This is a genomic window from Nitratireductor luteus, from assembly GCF_026162365.1.
In the GTDB taxonomy this organism is placed as follows: Bacteria; Pseudomonadota; Alphaproteobacteria; order Rhizobiales; family Rhizobiaceae; genus Chelativorans; species Chelativorans luteus.
Window position 1 is genome coordinate 224,497 of record NZ_JAOANW010000006.1, and the last position, 17,795, is coordinate 242,291.

The following is a 17,795-nucleotide window of genomic DNA, read 5'->3' on the forward strand; positions in this document are numbered from 1 at the left end:
GGCCACGGCATATGCACCCGTTCCGCCTCATACCGAAGCTCCTCCTTGCGCTCGCGCTGCTGATCACGGCAGCGCCAGGCGCGTTCGCGCAAGACGTGGAAGCCCTCGTAAACACCCTGCCTGAAGGCAGCTATTCCGACCGCGAGAAAGTGATCTTCGACCTCGCCGCCACCGGCGACGACCGCGTGGCGAGCATCCTGAAGGTGCTGGGTGAAGGCGATCTTTATGTGCGGGAAGAGGACGGCCGCGTAGTTGCGGGCAAGCGCGCCGGGCGCGATTATGCGCTGAGCGACCCGCTGACGGGCGAGGCGCTGGGTGCTGCCCCCTCCTCCGATCTCGACAAGATCCGCGTTAACAACCGCCTGCGCCGCGCCATCCGCAGCGCCATCGGCCAGCTTACTCTTATGAGCCCCAGCCCGTCCGTCCGCCTGACGGCGGCGCGAAGCCTGCTCAGGAACGCTGACCCGGACGCGCTGGAACTGCTCGACGAGGCCCTTGCCGCCGAGACGGATACCGGAGTGAAGACGGTGATGGAGCTGGCGCGGGCCACCACGATCCTGAAGACCGATGCCGGGCTCGACGAGAAGACCGCCGCTATCGATACCGTGACCGCCCGCGGCAATCGCGAGGCGCTGGCGGTCCTGACGGCTTCGCTTTCCACCGCCCCATCTGAGCTGACCCCCGCCATCGAGCGGGGCATCGCCGGCATCGAACGGAAACTGGCCATGTGGGACGGCCTGCAGAACGTCTGGTACGGCCTCTCCCTCGGCTCCGTGCTGCTCTTGGCGGCCATCGGCCTTGCCATCACCTTCGGCGTCATGGGCGTCATCAACATGGCCCATGGCGAGATCGTCATGCTTGGCGCCTACACCACCTTCGCCGTGCAACAGGTGATCCGCATCTCCTTTCCGGGCCTGTTCGACTATTCGCTGGCCATCGCCCTGCCGCTGGCCTTCCTCGTCACCGCCCTTGTCGGCATCGCCATCGAGCGCGGCTTCATCCGCTGGCTCTACGGCCGGCCGCTGGAGACGCTGCTGGCCACATGGGGCCTGAGCCTGATCCTGCAGCAGACCGTGCGCACCATTTTCGGGCCGAACAATCGCGAGGTCGGGAACCCCGGCTGGATGTCCGGCGCTTTCGATCTGGGCGGTCTGTCGATCACCTGGAACAGGTTGTGGATCGTCGTCTTCGCGCTCGTCGTCTTCGCCATCCTTTTGGCCGTGCTGAACCGCACGCCGCTCGGCCTGCAGATGCGCGCCGTCACCCAGAACCGCCGCATGGCATCCTCCATGGGCATCCGCACGCCCTGGGTCGATGCGCTGACTTTCGGCCTCGGCTCCGGCATCGCCGGCATTGCTGGCGTCGCGCTTTCCCAGATAGACAACGTCTCGCCCAATCTCGGCCAGAGCTACATCATCGACAGTTTCATGGTCGTCGTCTTCGGCGGGGTCGGCAATCTATGGGGCACGCTTGTGGGGGCGCTGACGCTCGGCGTCGCCAACAAGTTCCTGGAGCCGTTTGCCGGCGCCGTGCTCGGCAAGATCTTCATCCTCGTCTTCATTATCCTGTTCATCCAGAGGCGCCCGCGCGGTCTGTTCGCGCTCAAGGGCCGGGCGGTGGACGCATGATCACCAGGACCCTGTTCCGCGCCTTCGACGGCAAGGCCAATTGGGTAGTGGCCCTTCTGGCAGTCATCGCCGTCCTCGTGCCGCTTTCCAACCTTGCCCTGCCCGTCGGCCATCCGCTGCGGGTACCCGATCATTTCGTGCCGCTGTTCGGCAAGTATCTCACCTATGCCATGCTGGCCCTGGCGCTGGATCTGGTGTGGGGCTATTGCGGCATTCTTTCGCTCGGCCACGGCGCGTTTTTCGCGCTGGGCGGCTATGCGATGGGTATGTATCTGATGCGTCAGATCGGCGACCGCGGCGTCTATGCCAACCCTGTCCTGCCGGATTTCATGGTGTTCCTGAACTATGACGCGCTGCCCTGGTACTGGCATGGCTTCGATATGTTCTGGTTCGCCGCGATTGTGGCGATAGTGGCGCCCGCTGTGCTCGCCTTCGTCTTCGGCTGGTTCGCCTTCCGCTCCCGCGTGACCGGCGTCTATCTGTCGATCATCACCCAAGCCATGACCTATGCGCTGCTGCTCGCCTTCTTCCGCAACGACATGGGCTTCGGCGGCAATAACGGCCTGACCGATTTCAAGGACATCCTGGGCTTCCCCATCCAGGCCTCGACGACGCGCGCCGCGCTCTTCGCCGCCTCGGCCATCGCGCTGGCGCTGTGCTTCATCGTCTGCTCGGCGGTCGTTAATTCCAAGCTGGGCAAGGTGCTCGTGGCCACGCGCGACGCTGAAAGCCGGACGCGCTTTCTGGGTTACCGCGTGGACAACTACAAGCTCTTCGCCTTCACCGCCTCGGCCATCATGGCCGGCATCGCCGGCGCGCTCTACGTGCCGCAGGTGGGTATCATCAATCCCGGCGAGTTCGCCCCGGCCAACTCCATCGAGATCGTCATCTGGACCGCCGTAGGCGGACGCGGCACACTGGTAGGACCAATCATCGGCGCAATCCTCGTCAACGCCGGAAAGTCCTGGTTCACCGGCGTCTTTCCGGAATTCTGGCTGTTCGCGCTGGGTGGTCTTTTCGTGGCCGTCACCATCTTCCTGCCCAAGGGCATCGTCGGTGCCTTCACCGGCGGCTGGTCGGCGCTCAAGGCGCGACGCATTTCGGCGAGGGCGGAACAGGGCAGCGACATCGCGCCCGAGCCCTCGCCGGCAGAATAGCGGAGTTCACAGATGACGAAGGGTGCTGGCACTGTGACAGGACTGCTCTCATGAACGCGCGCAACGACACGCTTCTCTATCTCGACGGCGTTTCCGTCTCCTTCGACGGCTTCAAGGCGATCGACAACCTGTCGCTCGTCGTGCGGCACAACGAGCTCCAGGCGATCATCGGCCCCAATGGCGCGGGCAAGACGACGATGATGGATATCATCACCGGCAAGACGCGGCCAAACGAGGGCGAGGTCTATTTCGACGGTTCGGTGGACCTCACCAGGCTCGACGAGGCGGCCATCGCGGAGCTGGGCATCGGCCGCAAGTTCCAGAAGCCGACGGTCTTCGAAAGCCACACGGTGCGCGACAATCTGGAACTGGCGCTCAAAAAGCCGCGTGGCGTGTTTTCGGCCTGGTTCTATCACGCAGACGATGAGGACGAGACGCGCCTGGACGAGATCCTCGAGACCGTGCGCCTGACCCACCGTCAGCACAATCTCGCGGCCAATCTCAGCCACGGCCAAAAACAGTGGCTGGAGATCGGCATGCTGCTGGCGCAGGATCCGAAACTGCTCCTGGTGGACGAGCCGGTCGCCGGCATGACGGATGCCGAGACCGTCGAGACGGCGAAGCTCCTCAAGGCGATCTCTCAGACACGTTCTGTGATGGTGGTCGAACACGATATGAGCTTCATCCGCGATCTGGCCGCCCGCGTGACGGTGCTGGCCGAAGGCTCGGTGCTGGCGCAGGGCAGCCTCGATCACGTCAGCGCCGATCCTCGCGTCGTGGAAAGCTATCTGGGAAGATAATATGACCGCTCTCTCCGTCGACAGCATCGACCTCCACTACGGCGCGGCACAGGCGCTGCGCCGCGTCAGCGTCGAGGCTGCTCCCGCCCGGATCACCTCCGTGCTCGGGCGAAACGGCGTTGGCAAGTCCTCGCTCCTGCGGGCTATTGCCGGTGTTCATCCAGTCACGAGCGGCCAGATATCGATCGCGGACCAGGCGCTGAAGAACGCCCCGCCCTATCGGCGCGCCCGGTTGGGCCTCGGTTATGTCCCGCAAGGGCGCGAGATTTTCCCGCTGCTGACGGTGAAGGAAAACCTGATGACCGGCTACGCGCCGTTGAAACCATCGGATCGTTCCATACCCGAAACAGTGTTTACGCTATTTCCCGTCCTCAAGCAGATGCTGTCGCGGCGCGGCGGCGATCTTTCCGGCGGTCAGCAGCAGCAGCTCGCCATCGGACGCGCGCTGGTGACCCGCCCCAAGGTGCTCATCCTGGACGAACCGACTGAAGGCATCCAGCCTTCGATCATCAAGGACATTGGCCGCGCGCTGCAGTTCCTTCGCGACGAGCTCGGCATGACCGTTCTTCTGGTAGAGCAATATCTCGACTTCTGCCGCGAACTGTCGGATCGTATCTACATCATGGACCGCGGCGAAATCCTGCATTCAGGACCGGCCAGCGACCTGGACAAGGCCGAAGTGAAGCGGCATCTGACGGTGTGAGGCGTGATGAGTTCAGGATGGACCAAAACGCATCTGCCATCATCAACTCTGTTTTGCGAACCCGCCCTGATTCTGGCGTTGAGGATGACGACTATCTCGCGAACGAGGGCGGCGACGGGTACCCACTTCCGTCATCCCGGCCGACCGCAGGGAGAGCCGGGACCCATTGGGTTAGCGCCGCCGGTCTCCGCAGAAGAAGCTGTCGGTGCTGAAGTGCGCCGGGGCCAGGGCCGGGCTCTGTGCGGTTCTTCCAATGGGTCCCGGCTCTCCCTGCGGGCTATGGCGAGTCAGGTGCACCTTGGCCCTACAAAAGCATCCACGAGCTTCTTCAGAGTTGATGATGGCAGGCGTGCTCGATCCGTCCTGAATCTATCCCGCGATCCCCTCCGCGCATTTCCGAGCTCCATCGTTTATCAGCGCGGCGTACGCCTCCTTCAGCGGACCGGTGAAACGCGTGTCAGCGGCAAGGGTGGCCGGGAATATCTCGCGAACGGAAAGCAGCGCTTCCACCTTTGCATCCGGGCCGTCCGCACCGTCGCTCAACTGCTTGAGCCGGTCGGCCAGAGGATCGCGCACGTCGATGGCCGCGCCCTTCTCGTCGATGCCGCCGACATAGCGCATCCATGCGGCGACCGCGAGAATGAGGCCGGCGCTTGGGCGCCTGGCTTCGATATTCTCGCTTATCGTGCCCAGAACGCGCTGCGGCAGTTTCTGCGAGCCGTCCATCGCGATCTGCCCGGTGCGGTGACGGATTGCCGGATTGGCGTAGCGGGTGAAAAGCGCCTGCGTGTAGGCCGTAAGGTCCACCCCTTCCGGCGGCGTCAGCGAGGGAATGATCTCCTGCTGCCACAGGTGCGTGACAAAGTCGGCGAATACCGGATCCGCCACCGTCTCGGCGATGGTCTCGTGGCCGGCCAGATAGCCCAGATAGGCAAGCGAGGAATGGGTGCCGTTGAGGCAGCGCAGCTTCATGTGCTCGAAAGGCGCCACGTCCTTGACGATCTCGACGCCGACCGCCTCAAGGTCCGGCCGGTCTCCATCGACGAAATTGTCCTCGATGACCCATTGCCGGAATGGCTCGTGCATGACGGGAGAAAGGTCGAGCATGCCCGTTTCCTCGGCCAGCCTCTTGATATCCTCGTCTTTCGTCGCCGGCACGATGCGGTCGACCATGGTCGAAGGGAAAGCGCCCTCCTCCGCGATCCAGCTCCGAAGCGCCGGGTCGATCAGCTCCGCGAGTTCCAGCACGATGCCGCGCAGCATCCTGCCATTGTCCGGCAGATTATCGCAGCAAAGCACGGTGAAGGGCCTCAGCCCCGCCTGCCGGCGCCGCGCCAGCGCCCGCACGAGGAACCCGGGCGCCGACCGCGGCTCGTCCGGGTTCTGGAGGTCGTGGACGATGTCCGGATGGTCGCGGTTCAATCCTCCCGTGGCAGGCTCGTGGCAATAGCCCTTTTCGGTAACCGTCAGCGATACGATGCGGATGGCGGCATCGCTCATGGCTGCCAGCACCGCCTCCGGCTCTTCCCTGGCAACCAGCACATCGCGCACGATCTCGACGACCCGTCGTGTTTGGTCCTCGGGGCCAAGCTCCACCGCCGTGTACACAAAGTCCTGCGGGGCGAGCGCGTCACGCTGGGCCGGGCGCACCAGGCTGACGCCGATGATGCCCCAGTCGCCGCCGGACTGCCGCATCGCCTCTTCGATATACAGCGCCCCATGGGCGCGGAAGAAAGCGCCCAGCCCCAGATGTACGATGCCTGGCCGGGGTCGCTCCCCGAGCGGACTTGAAAGACGCGGCGGGTTAGCGGGCAAGCCAGCCTCCATCGACATTGAGGAACGCACCATGCACATATTTGGCGGCCGGCGAGGTCAGGTAGACGGCCGTGCCGCCGATATCGTCGGGTTCGCCCCAGCGGCCGGCGGGAATGCGGTCGAGGATGGCCCGCGCGCGATCGGGATCGTTACGCAGGGCCTCGGTGTTGTTGGTGGCGATATAGCCGGGCGCTATGGCGTTCACATTGATGCCCTTCGCCGCCCACTCATTGGCCAGCAGCCGCGTGAGACCCGCCACGCCATGTTTGGACGCCGTATAGGCCGGCACGCGAATACCGCCCTGAAACGAGAGCAGCGAGGCGATATTGACGATTGCGCCGCCCGCACCACGGGCGAACGCTGCCCTGGCGAAAGCCTGACACATGAAGAACACCGCCTTCAGGTTGACGTCCATGACGTCGTCCCAATCGGCCTCGGTATAATCGACGGCGTCGGCGCGACGGATGATGCCGGCGTTGTTCACCAGAATGTCGATCGGCCCTTCCTGCTCGAATATCTTTCCTCCCGCCATCGGGTCGGACAAGTCCAGATGCAGACTGCGCGCCTTGCCGCCACCCTTCTCGATCTCGGCCACCGTGTCCTCGCACGAGGAACGCCCGGCGCAGATCACCTCGGCGCCGGCCTCGGCCATGCAGCGCGCAATCGAGCGGCCGATGCCCGTATTGGCGCCGGTCACCAGCGCCGTCTTTCCCTTGAGCGAGAAAATCCGCATCAGCGCATTTCTCCCATGCCGACCATCTCGACGTCCTTGTAGTTCACATTATCGCCAGCCATCGCCCAGATGAAAGTATAAGAAGCCGTTCCGGCCCCGGAATGGATCGACCACGGCGGCGAGATCGCCCCTTCCTCGTTGCGCACGATCATATGCCGCGTCTGGGTTGGCTCGCCCATCAGATGAACGGCCATCTGGTCCTCCGGCAGGTCGACATAGAGATAGGCTTCCATGCGCCTGTCATGCACATGGGCCGGCATCGTGTTCCAGACGGAGCCGTTGTGGAGCTTCGTCATGCCGACCACGAGCTGGCAGGACTCCATCACTTCGGGATGCACGAACTGGTGGATCGTGCGCTCGTTGGAGGTGGCCTGCGAGCCAAGGTCGATGCGCGCCGCCTCGTCGATCTTGATGAGGCGCGAGGGATAGGTCTTGTGAGCCGGCGCCGAGAGGATGTAGAAGCGCCCGCCGCCCGAAAAGGTGACGGGTCCCGACCCCATGCCCAGATAGAGCATGTCGCCCTTGGCCATGGCGTAGTCCGAGCCCGCCCGCACGACCCCTTCGTCGCCGATATTGACCACGACCATCTCCCGCCGCGCCAGGATGGTGTCGGTGCCACACTGCGGCACCTCGTCAAGCACGAGGTCCTTGCCGGCGGGCACCGCGCCGCCGACGATCATGCGGTCGTAATGGGTATAGATCAGCTTGATTTCGCCGTCGGCGAAGATGCCGCCCACATGGAAATTCCGACGCAGCGCTTCGGTGTCGAAGCCGCGCGCGGTCGCGGGGTCGATGGCATGACGGGTCTCGACGGAAAGCATGTTCTTCTCCTCGTGATTCACTACAGAAAGTCGTCGCGGCGGGGGGTGAAGCTGTCGACCAGCACGCCCGGCTCCAGCGCCCGGCAACCATGTTCGGCGCCGGAGGGAACGACGAAGGAATCGCCCGGTCCCACCTCGAAGGTCTCGCCGGCGATGGTGAACTCGAACCGGCCGGACTGCACATAGGTCGCCTGTACATGCGGATGGCTGTGCAGCGCGCCGACGCCGCCTTCCGCGAACGCGAATTCCACCACCATCAGCTCCGGACTGTCGGACAGCACCCGGCGCGTGACGTTGCCGCTGGCGTCGGTGGCGGGAAACGCCCGCAAATATGCATTGGTCATTTTCGTCTCCGTTAGCGGAAAAGCTGCGGCAGCCACAGCGACAGCGCCGGCACATAGGTGACCAGCAGCAAGGTCGCGATCGCGGCCAGGTAGAACGGCCAGATCGTGCGCACCACCTGCCAGACCGGTATCTGGCCGACCGCGCACCCGACGAACAGCACCGCGCCGACCGGCGGCGTGCACAGGCCGATGCCCAGATTGAGGATCATGATGATGCCGAAATGAACCGGATCGACCCCGAACGCCATGGCCACGGGCAGGAAGATCGGCGTGGTGATGACGATCAGTGGCGACATGTCCATGAACGTGCCCAGTATCAGCAGCACGATATTGATCATCAGGAGGATGATCAGCGGGTTTTCCGACACGCCCTGCAGGAATGCCACCAGCGAGGCAGGCACGCGCAGGAAGGCGAGCAGCCAGCCGAACGCCGCCGCGCAGCCGATGACCAGCAGCACCATCGCCGTGGTGCGCACGGCGGCGAATGTCGCCTCGACGAAAGCCGCCCAGGACAGTGAGCGGTAAGCGAGCACCGTCACCAGCAGCGCATAGACGACCGCGACGCAGGAGCTTTCCGAAGCGGTGAAGACGCCCGAGCGCACGCCGCCGAAGATGATGGCGATGAGGATGAGCCCCGGCACCGCCGAAACGAACAGCGAGCCCATGATGCGGAAGCCGGGGAACGGGTCGGTGGGATAGCCCCGGCGCTTGGCGACGAACCAGGCCGCGATCATCAGCGACAGCGCCAGGATCAGCCCCGGTATGATGCCGGCGGTGAAGAGGTCGGCGATCGAGATGCGCCCGCCGCCGGAAATCGAATAGATGATCAGATTGTGCGACGGTGGTAGCATCAACGCGATGATCGACGAGACGACGGTGACGTTGACCGCATAGTCGACGTCGTAGCCCTTGTCCTTCATCTGCGGGATCATCAGCCCGCCGATGGCCGAGGCATCCGCCGCCGCGGAGCCGGAAACCCCGCCGAACAGTACTGAGGCGACGATGTTGACCTGGCCGAGGCCGCCTCGAAAGCTGCCGACCCAGGAGCCGGCCAGCGCCACCAGACGGCGGGCGATGTCGCCGCGCACCATCAGCACGCCGGCATAGATGAAGAAGGGGATAGCCATCAGCGCGAAGACGGAGACGCCCGAATTCAGGCGCTGGAACACGATCAGCGGCGGCATGCCCATATAGAGCGCGGTCGCAAGGGAGGAGACGCCCAGGCAGAAGGCGACCGGCGTTCCGATAAGCAGCAGGAACACGAATGTCCCGAAGAGAATATAGATTTCCACGGGCCCTAATCCTTTGGCAGTTCGGTTTCGCCAAAATGCGCGGTAGGAAGACCGGCCATGCGCCGGGCGATGCGCTCAGTCGAGAAGATGACGATCAGCACCCCGCCGCACGACAGCGCGATCAGCGACACGCCGTCCGGCAGGCCGAGCGAGGGCATGGTGGAATCCCATGTCTTCATCGCAAGGTCCGCTCCGTACCAGGCCATGCCGAAGCCGAAGCCCGCGACGACAAGGTCCGAGACCGTCCGCAGCACCGACTTCACCTTCAAGGGGATGACGTAAAGCAGAACGTCGAAGCTCAGATGATATCCTTCGCGGATGCCCACGGCGGCGCCGAGAAAGATGAACCAGCCCATCAGCAGCAGCGATGCCGGTTCCGTCCAGGTCGGGCTGTTGTTGAGCACGAAACGCCCGAACACCTGCCAGGCGATGAAGGCGGTCATCAGCACCAGGCCCGACGCCGATATCCAAAGCGAGATCCGCGAGACGACGCCCAGCACGCGCGCCACTTTCAACATTCTTGCCTGCAAGATGCCGCTCCTGAGAAACCGATCGGAAGGCCGTGGCGCGGAAGATCCGCGCCACGGCATGGGTCAGATCATGATCTGAAGATTATTCGACGGCGCGGATGCGCTCGACGAGGTCCTTCAGCTTGTCGCTGGTGACATGCTTTTCATAGACCGGTCCCATTGCTTCGATGAAGGGCGTCTTGTCGATGCCGGAGATGATCTCGACGCCCGCCTCGCGAACCTTGGCTTCCGATGCGGCTTCCCGCTCGGCCCAGAGCTTGCGCATGTAGGGCACCGATTCCTTCGCCGCCTGGCGCAGGATTTCCTGATCTTCCGGCGACAGCTTGTCCCAGCTCGTCTTCGAGATGACGAGCACTTCCGGCACGATCAGGTGCTCATCGAGCGTGTAGTAGCCCGCGACCTCGAAATGGCCCGAAGATTCGAAGGACGGCCAGTTGTTTTCCGCACCGTCGATGACGCCTGTCTGGATCGAGGAGTAGACCTCGCCATAGGGCATCGGCGTGGCGTTGGCCCCCAGCGCGTCGACCATGTCGACGAACAGATCCGACTGCATGACGCGGAACTTCATTCCGGCCAGGTCCTCCTTGGAGGTGATCGGCTTCTTCGAGTTGTAGAAGGAGCGTGCGCCGCCATCGTAGAAGGCAAGGCCGATAAGGCCGTGCTCCTCGAAGGCGTCGAGGATGTCCTGACCGATCTCGCCGTCCATCACCTTGTGCATGTGCTCGACGGAACGGAAGATATAGGGCAGCGAGGGGACGCGGGTTTCCTCGATCAGATTGTTGAAGGGGCCCAAGCTTACGCGGTTCATGTCGATGACACCGAAGCGCGTCTGCTCGATCGTATCCTTTTCCTCGCCGAGCTGAGCCGAATGGAACACCTCGATGCCGATGCGGCCATCGGTGCGCTCCTCGACGAGCTTGCCCATATATTTGACCGCCTCGACGGTCGGATAGCCATCCGGATGCGTGTCCGAGGACCGCAGCACGAGATCGGCGGCATGGGCCGAGATCGACAGAACGGCGAGTGCCGCGCCGGAGATCAGGGCCTTTTTAAGCGTTTTCAAACCAACCATTATTTCCTCCCTGGTTGTGGCTTCATAGCCGGTAAGCCTGCTTGGCAAGCCTGTAAGCGAGGTCGTGGGCGACCTCCCCTGCCTCTTCCAGGCCGAGCCGCCCTTCGGCGACCAGCGTGGCGAGGTAAGCACAGTCGACCCGCCGTGCCACGTCGTGGCGGGCGGGTATCGAACAAAAGGCGCGTGTGTCGTCGTTGAAACCGACAGTATTGTAGAAGCCCGCGGTTTCGGTCGTCATCTCCCGGTAGCGGCGCATGCCTTCCGGGCTGTCGAAGAACCACCAGGCAGGGCCGAGCTTCAAGGCCGGATAGACGCCGGCCAGCGGCGCCAGTTCGCGCGCATAGGAAGTCTCGTCCAGCGTGAAGACGATGACCGTCAGCCCAGGCTCCGTGCCGACGGCATCCAGCAGCGGCTTGAGCGCGCGCACGTAATCCGTGCGGGTGGGAATGTCGAAACCCTTGTCACGGCCATAGCGCGCCATCATGGCGGCGGAATGGTTACGGAAGGAGCCGGGATGAATCTGCATGACAAGCCCGTCGTCCAGGCTCATCCGCGCCATCTCGGTCAGCATATGCCCGCGAAAGGCATCCGCTTCGTCGGGGGTGCATTCGTCGGCAAGCGCCTTGGCGAATAACCGCGCCGCCTCCTGCGCGGAAAGGTTCTCCGTGCGTGCTGTCGCATGGCCATGATCAGTGCTGGTCGCGCCGTACTGCTTGAAGAAGGCGCGCCGCTTGCGATGGGCTTCGAGATAGCCGTCCCAGCTTGAGGTGTCGCAACCGGTCAACTCGCCGAAACGGGCGACATTGGCGGCAAATCCCTCGAATTCGGGATCGACGACGGCGTCCGGCCTGTAGGCCGTCACCACCTTCCCGCTCCAGCCGGACTGCCGGATCATGTGGTGCCAGCGCAGATCGTCGAGCGGGCTTTCCGTGGTGGCGATCGCCTCGATATTGAAGCGCTCGAAAAGGGCGCGCGGACGGAACTCCGGCCTCTTGAGGCAGGCATCGATATGCTCGTAATAATAATCGGCCGTCTTTGCCGAAAGCGGGACGTCCAGGCCGAATACTTCCTGAAAGGAGTGGTCCAGCCACAGGCGGCTGGGCGTGCCGCGAAACAGATGATAGTTCTGCGCGAAAAGCCGCCAGATCTTGCGCCCGTCGGTCTCGCCGACGCTGCCGTCGGCCCTCGGCACCCCGAGCGCGTCGAGGCTGATCCCTTGCGAGAACAGCATGCGAAAGACGTAGTGATCGGGCGTCACGAAAAGCCGGGCGGGATCGGGAAAGGCTTCGTCCTCGGCATACCAGCGGGGATCGGTATGGCCGTGCGGGCTGACGATAGGGAGCGCCTTGACCTCGTCGTACAGACTCCGCGCCAGGCTACGTGTGCGAGCCTCCGCCGGAAACAGCCTGCCTTCGTCCAAAAGCGCCAAAGCCTTGCTCCTCCCCAGGATTTCCGTGCGGCTTGCGTTAATCTGGCAATCTAATATGTTAGTATGCATTGCGAGTCAACGGAGGCTGATGTGCTCGAACAACTTCCACGCCGCCAGATCGAGGAGTTGCGCGCCCCGTCGGTGACGGATCTCGTTTTCGACACGCTGTACCGGCAGGTGGTGGAGCTGAAGATCGAGCCGGGCACCAAGCTGTCGGAAGCGGAAGTCTCCAAGCTCATGGGCGTCTCGCGCCAGCCCGTGCGCGATGCCTTCTACCGCCTGTCGCAGCTCGGTTTCCTGCTGGTGCGTCCGCAACGGGCGACGACGGTGACGCAGATCTCGGTGCGCGCGGTGCATGAGGCGCGGTTCGTGCGCACGGCGCTGGAGCTGGAAACGGTGCGGGCCGCCGCCGCCCGTCTGGAAAAGCCGCAAATCCAGGAGCTCGACGCGCTCATCGACGAGCAGCGCAAGGCGGTGAAGGCCGGCGACAAGGTCCTGTTTCACGAGTTGGACGACGACTTCCACAAGCGGATCTGCCATATGTCCGGCCATGGCTACACCTGGAAGCTCATCCGCGACTACAAGGCGCATATGGACCGGGTGCGCTATCTCAGCCTTTCCTTCGGAGCGGAACTGGCGCTCAACGACCACATAGCGCTGATGGACGCGTTGCGTGTGCATGATGTCGAGGGTGCTGCCACGGTGATCCGCGAGCACCTGTCGCGCATCTCCGGCATCATCGGCCGCATCCGGGAAAGCCACGGGCAGTATTTCCTCGACGAGGAATAGGTCCCCCCGCCTCACCCTCACCCACCCCATCTCGTCACCGCAAACGGGCCGAAGGGCGCCGGTGTTCGCCCTTATTCTCCTTCTCCCGTTCACGGGGGTCCGAAGGACGGGCCGAGACCCATGGTTCGACCCCGGCCGGTGCCGGCAGGCGGATGAGGGGCAGCACCGACCTCCGCGACGTACGGCGGCAAAGCCGGCAAAAGCATCGCGCCACGCCGTCATTTCATATATGAACTTGCAAATCACAGATGAATGTCCCATGCTTGGACGGTCGGGAGGAGCATCGACCGGCGGCTGTCGTCTCGAACGACGCGCCCCAGCTGCCTCCGAAGCCCGACGCAAGGGAGGAACATCCTGTGAACGATCCTGGGAAGAAGAAGGCCACCGCTGCGTTGGCTGCCACCGAGAAATAATCCCCATGCAAGAACCACATTCCCCGCCCCTCGACGGACTCGTCGTGATCGATATGAGCCAGTTCCTGTCCGGTCCTTACTGCTCGCTGCGGCTCATGGATCTGGGCGCGCGCGTGATCAAGATCGAGCGGCCGGGCCAGGGCGACCTGTCGCGCCATCTCTACCTGAGCGACACGGAGATCGGCGGCGATTCGACCATCTTCCACGCCATCAACCGGGGCAAGGAAAGCCTCGCCATCGACCTCAAGAGCGAAGCCGACCTGGCGGCGCTGAAGAAGCTGATCGCCAGCGCCGACGTGCTGATCCAGAACTTCCGGCCCGGCGTCATCGAGCGCCTGGGGCTCGGCTATGAGACCGTCAAGCAGCTCAACCCCGGCCTCGTCTATGCTTCGATAAGCGGCTATGGCGAAGACGGCCCGTGGGTCATGCGGCCGGGGCAGGATCTGCTCGCGCAGGCGCGTTCCGGATTGATGTGGCTGAATGGCGACGAGGGACAGGGGCCGGTGCCCTTCGGCCTGGCGGTGGCCGACATGCTGGCCGGCGCGGCGGCGGCGCAGGGCATTCTGGCAGCGCTCGTCAGGCGCGGCATCAAGGGTCGCGGCGCCCATGTGCAGACGAGCCTTCTGGAAGCGCTGACCGACCTCCAGTTCGAGGTGCTGACCACCTTTCTCAATGACGGCAGGCGAATGCCCCGGCGGGCATCCACCCGCAGCGCGCATGCCTATCTGGCCGCGCCCTACGGCGTCTATCCCACGAGCGACGGCTTTCTGGCCATCGCCATGACGCCCATTCCGAAGCTGGCGGATCTGATGGAGATCGAGGCGCTGGAGCCCTACCGCGACAACCCGGCGAGCTGGTTCGCCGAACGCGACGCGATAAAGGCCATCATCGCCGGGAAGGCCGCCACGCGCACGACCGACGAATGGCTCGCCATATTGGAGCCGGCCGATATCTGGTGCTCGCGGGTCTTCGACTGGAACGACCTGCTCGCCCATGACGGCTTCCGCATGCTCGACATGCTGCAGACCGTCACGCGCGAGGACGGCGTTTCCATCGAAACCACCACTTCGCCGATCCGCATCGACGGCGTGCGCGCCAGGATCGACCGCGCGGCGCCGCGCATCGGCGAGCAATCGGACAGGATACGCGAGGAGTTCGGCCTGTGATCAAGCTGAAGGGCATGACCTGGAGCCATCCGCGCGGCTATGATCCCATGGTCGCCTGCTCGGCGATCTGGAAGCAGACCAAAGGCGTCGAGATCGTCTGGGACAAGCGCTCGCTGCAGGACTTCGAATCCTTCCCCGTCGAAGAACTCGCCCGTCAGTACGACCTGATCGTCATCGACCATCCCCATGTCGGCCAGATCACCGAGGAAGGATGCCTTGCCCCGCTCGACGTGGCGGGCCGCGAGGCCGAACGGGCGGCGCTGGCCGAAGGCAGCGTCGGTCGGTCCTATGCCAGCTACCAATGGCCCAGCGATCAAGGGCCCGGCGACCGGCGGCAAGCCCGGCAGTGGGCCTTCCCCATCGACGCCGCGGCGCAGGTGCAGGCCTATCGGCCTGACCTCATCGATGCGGCGCCAAAGCGGTGGGAAGATTTGGTGAAGCTGGCGCGCGAGGGCCGCGTCCTACTGCCGCTGCGACCACCGCATTCCCTCATGAGCTTTTACACGCTCGCGGCCAATCTCGGCCATGCCTGCACCGATGAAGGCCCGGGCGCGCTCATCGAGGAAGCGGCCGGACGCACGGCCTACGACCTGTTGGCCGAACTCGCCGGCCTCGTGGACCCTGCCTGCTTCGAGATGGACCCAATCGCCGTATCGGAGGCGATGGCCGAGCCGGGCTCGACCATCGCGTCGGCGCCGCTGATCTACGGCTACGTCAACTATGCCATGTCCGGCTTCCGGCCCCGCCGCCTTGCCTTCGCCGACATCCCGGCGGCCGGTCCCGACGGCCCGAAAGGTTCGGCCATCGGCGGCACCGGGATCGCGGTTTCGGCGTTTAGCGCGAATGTGGAAGCGGCCATCGACTTCGCCTATTGGATCGCCGGCGCCGAGGTCCAGCGCGGGCCGTTCCCGGAGGCCGGAGGCCAGCCCGGCCACGCCGCCGGCTGGGAGGACGACGCGGTGAACGCGGCCACCGGCGATTTCTACCGCAACACCAGGCAAACGCTGGAGCACGGCTGGCTGCGCCCGCGCCATAACGGCTACATGGCCTTCCAGCAAGAGGCCTCGGACCGGCTGAACGAAGGGCTGCGAAACGGCGAGGAAGCGGCGGGTGTCATCGGTAGTCTGAACGCGATGTTCGCCGCGAGTTTTGGCCGGTAAAAAAACCGGCCAGGACCGCTTTTTTTCAGCCGAAACCGCCCGATCCGCCGCGATTTTGAGCCGGAAACCGGCCGAAATCCCCTGAAAATTGCCCCTTTTCGGACCGTTTCTCCGCCCTCAGCCCAGACCCCAGATCCGCTTGGCGTTCTCGCGATAGACCTTGGCGCGCTCGCGGGCGGTGCAGCCGCCGAACAGCGCCTGGGTCGCCGCCGCCCAGGGCGACAGGCCGCCGCCGAGCGTGCAGACGGGCCAGTCGCTGCCCCAGACGAGGCGGTCGAAGCCGAAGCATTCGGCGGTGTGCTCGACATAGGGCCGCAGCGTGTCGAGCGTCCACGTCTCCGCATCCGCATAGGCGATCACGCCGGAAATCTTGCCCACCACATTGGGGCGCTTTGCGATCTCGCGCATATGGCTGCGCCACGGCTCCATCGCCTCGCCCTTTATGTCGGGCACGCCGCAATGGTCGAGGATGAACTGCACGTCTGGAGCCAGGTCGATGAGCTCGACGGCGCGGGGGATCTGGTGCGGCAGCACGCAGAGGTCGAAGGTGAAGCGGGTGCCGGAAAGGCGCTTGATGTTCTCGCGGAACAAGGGGGCTTCGGAGAGCTCATCCGGCATCACATGCAGCACGCGCCGGAATCCCTTCACCAGCGGGTTTTCCTGCTGACGCTCGACAAGCGCGGCAAAGCCTTCTTCCTCCGGCCGGGCGGACGAGATGGCGCCGACGATGAGGCTGCCTTCGCGGGCGGCAAGGCCCGCGACATAGTCGGTCTCGCGCTCGATCAGGGCGGGGGCGACATCCACCTCCATATGCAGGGCAGCCTCGATGCCGACGCGCCGGGCCTCGCGCTCATAGCTCTCATAGAGGAAGTCGCGGTTCAGCGCCGCCGCGCCGCCGAGCCAGGGATAGTCCAGCGCAGCCTTGTCGATGACATGCAGATGCGTGTCGATGAACATCGTCTATTCTCCCCTCCCCGGGGATTTCTCGGATGGGGGCGACCGGCTCAAGACGACCGCCTCGGACAGAACTCATATGTGGCGCATTCCCGCACCGGCCAGCTCCGAAAGTTTCCCGGCGGTCTTCAGCACCAGTTGCATGGTGCCGGAGATGTCGGGGCCGGCCTGCGGCCCCACCAGTGCGATGTAGGGCACGGTCAGCGCCGCGATGGACTTGCCATCGGGACCTAGCACCGGGGCCGACAGGTTGAACACCCCCGCGGTCTGGGCACTCGGCATCAATTCATAGCCGCGATCGCGTATCTGATCCAGCCGGTCGAAGAACTCCGGCGAAAGTTCCGGCTTCTCGTTGCTGCGCGCGTTCTCGGTGATCATCATCTCGCGCTCCTCGGGCGAGCGGAACGCCAGCAGAATATGGCCCGACCCGGTGTCGAACAGGCCGATATGCGAGCCGACGCGGATCGATATGCCCCAATAGCCCGGCGCCTCCTGCTGGGCGATGACGACTGCAAAACCACGGTCGAAGACGGCGAGCTGATTCGCCTGGCGCGTCATCTCCGCAAGCTCGCGCATCAGCGGCGTGGCATAGGAGACGAGGCGGCGCACGGGAGCGTGCAGCTGGGCGAGACCGAACAGTTTCAATGTCAGCGCATAGCGGTCGCCGTCGATGCGCGTCACGTATCCGCGCCGCACCAGCCGGTCCAGCATGCGGTAGAACTCGTTGGGGCTGCGCTCGAGCTTCTTGGCGATCTCGGCCTGGGTCAGCCCGCCATCGACGCCGGCCAGCAATTCGAGAATGTCGAGACCCTTGTCCAGGGCGGGCGCGCGGTAGCGTTCGCTGTCTTCACCGGTCACGGCTTTCTCCAGTAAATTTTCGGCTTCATATACGGAAACGGCGGCGCAAAGCAACGACATTGCGCTTGACGCCCCATGAATGGAATGTTTGTATATGAATTAAGCTCTCGTCTTTGCAGAGCGACGCCTGT

17 protein-coding genes are annotated in these 17,795 nt (G+C 64.3%); 7 read left to right on the forward strand and 10 right to left on the reverse strand.

Going from position 1 to position 17,795, the window contains the following annotated elements:
• The first annotated feature begins 11 nt into the window (after positions 1-11).
• From urtB to urtE, 4 genes are read left to right on the forward strand one after another with little or no spacing between them, the layout of a single operon-like run.
• Positions 12-1,628: an urea ABC transporter permease subunit UrtB gene (gene urtB / locus N1058_RS10000; RefSeq protein WP_265517367.1), complete on the forward strand. Its 1,617-nt coding sequence runs from the start codon at positions 12-14 to the stop codon at positions 1,626-1,628.
• Complete coding sequence (gene urtC / locus N1058_RS10005) at positions 1,625-2,785, forward strand: urea ABC transporter permease subunit UrtC (RefSeq protein ID WP_265517368.1); 1,161 nt, start codon at positions 1,625-1,627, stop codon at positions 2,783-2,785. The genes urtB and urtC overlap by 4 nt, the downstream gene beginning before the upstream one ends.
• A gap of 50 nt (positions 2,786-2,835) precedes the next feature.
• Positions 2,836-3,585, forward strand: coding sequence for an urea ABC transporter ATP-binding protein UrtD (urtD, locus tag N1058_RS10010; protein ID WP_265517369.1), 750 nt, complete (start codon positions 2,836-2,838; stop codon positions 3,583-3,585).
• A gap of 1 nt (position 3,586) precedes the next feature.
• A complete protein-coding gene (gene urtE, locus N1058_RS10015; protein ID WP_265517370.1) occupies positions 3,587-4,288 on the forward strand; it encodes an urea ABC transporter ATP-binding subunit UrtE in 702 nt (233 codons plus the stop codon).
• 369 nt (positions 4,289-4,657) lie between these two features.
• Here urtE and N1058_RS10020 read toward each other — a convergent pair whose 3' ends face one another.
• From N1058_RS10020 to uxaC, 8 genes are all read right to left on the reverse strand, one after another.
• The gene (locus N1058_RS10020) at positions 4,658-6,115 is read right to left on the reverse strand and encodes a mannitol dehydrogenase family protein (protein ID WP_420847972.1); all 1,458 of its coding nucleotides are present in this window, start codon (positions 6,113-6,115) and stop codon (positions 4,658-4,660) included.
• The gene (gene kduD / locus N1058_RS10025) at positions 6,093-6,839 is read right to left on the reverse strand and encodes a 2-dehydro-3-deoxy-D-gluconate 5-dehydrogenase KduD (protein ID WP_265517518.1); all 747 of its coding nucleotides are present in this window, start codon (positions 6,837-6,839) and stop codon (positions 6,093-6,095) included. Before kduD ends, N1058_RS10020 begins: the two co-directional genes overlap by 23 nt.
• A complete protein-coding gene (gene kduI, locus N1058_RS10030) occupies positions 6,836-7,657 on the reverse strand; it encodes a 5-dehydro-4-deoxy-D-glucuronate isomerase (protein ID WP_265517372.1) in 822 nt (273 codons plus the stop codon). The genes kduD and kduI overlap by 4 nt, the downstream gene beginning before the upstream one ends.
• Positions 7,658-7,677: 20 nt before the next feature.
• On the reverse strand, positions 7,678-8,001 hold the full coding sequence (locus tag N1058_RS10035) for a cupin domain-containing protein (RefSeq protein WP_265517373.1): 324 nt from the start codon (positions 7,999-8,001) through the stop codon (positions 7,678-7,680).
• Between the two features lie 11 nt (positions 8,002-8,012).
• Positions 8,013-9,293, reverse strand: coding sequence for a TRAP transporter large permease (locus N1058_RS10040; protein ID WP_265517374.1), 1,281 nt, complete (start codon positions 9,291-9,293; stop codon positions 8,013-8,015).
• 5 nt (positions 9,294-9,298) lie between these two features.
• Entirely contained in the window at positions 9,299-9,823 is a 525-nt protein-coding gene (locus N1058_RS10045) for a TRAP transporter small permease (protein WP_420847965.1), read from the reverse strand.
• 82 nt (positions 9,824-9,905) lie between these two features.
• A complete protein-coding gene (locus N1058_RS10050; protein ID WP_265517375.1) occupies positions 9,906-10,895 on the reverse strand; it encodes a TRAP transporter substrate-binding protein in 990 nt (329 codons plus the stop codon).
• 22 nt (positions 10,896-10,917) lie between these two features.
• On the reverse strand, positions 10,918-12,324 hold the full coding sequence (gene uxaC / locus N1058_RS10055) for a glucuronate isomerase (protein ID WP_265517376.1): 1,407 nt from the start codon (positions 12,322-12,324) through the stop codon (positions 10,918-10,920).
• Positions 12,325-12,414: 90 nt separating this feature from the next.
• Here uxaC and N1058_RS10060 point away from each other — a divergent pair, with 90 nt between their 5' ends.
• The 3 genes from N1058_RS10060 to N1058_RS10070 all read left to right on the forward strand — a co-directional run bounded on the left by N1058_RS10060 (position 12,415) and on the right by N1058_RS10070 (position 15,852).
• Positions 12,415-13,113, forward strand: a complete 699-nt coding sequence (locus N1058_RS10060) for a GntR family transcriptional regulator (RefSeq protein WP_265517377.1) — start codon at positions 12,415-12,417, stop codon at positions 13,111-13,113.
• Between the two features lie 418 nt (positions 13,114-13,531).
• Positions 13,532-14,692: a CaiB/BaiF CoA transferase family protein gene (locus N1058_RS10065; RefSeq protein WP_265517378.1), complete on the forward strand. Its 1,161-nt coding sequence runs from the start codon at positions 13,532-13,534 to the stop codon at positions 14,690-14,692.
• Positions 14,693-14,706: 14 nt separating this feature from the next.
• Complete coding sequence (locus tag N1058_RS10070; protein ID WP_265517520.1) at positions 14,707-15,852, forward strand: extracellular solute-binding protein; 1,146 nt, start codon at positions 14,707-14,709, stop codon at positions 15,850-15,852.
• Positions 15,853-15,969: 117 nt separating this feature from the next.
• On the opposite strand, the gene N1058_RS10075 is transcribed toward N1058_RS10070, so the two are convergent.
• Together N1058_RS10075 and N1058_RS10080 are read right to left on the reverse strand one after the other, a co-directional pair.
• Entirely contained in the window at positions 15,970-16,809 is an 840-nt protein-coding gene (locus N1058_RS10075; protein ID WP_265517379.1) for an amidohydrolase family protein, read from the reverse strand.
• A gap of 72 nt (positions 16,810-16,881) precedes the next feature.
• The gene (locus N1058_RS10080) at positions 16,882-17,664 is read right to left on the reverse strand and encodes an IclR family transcriptional regulator (protein ID WP_265517380.1); all 783 of its coding nucleotides are present in this window, start codon (positions 17,662-17,664) and stop codon (positions 16,882-16,884) included.
• Positions 17,665-17,795: the final 131 nt, after the last annotated feature.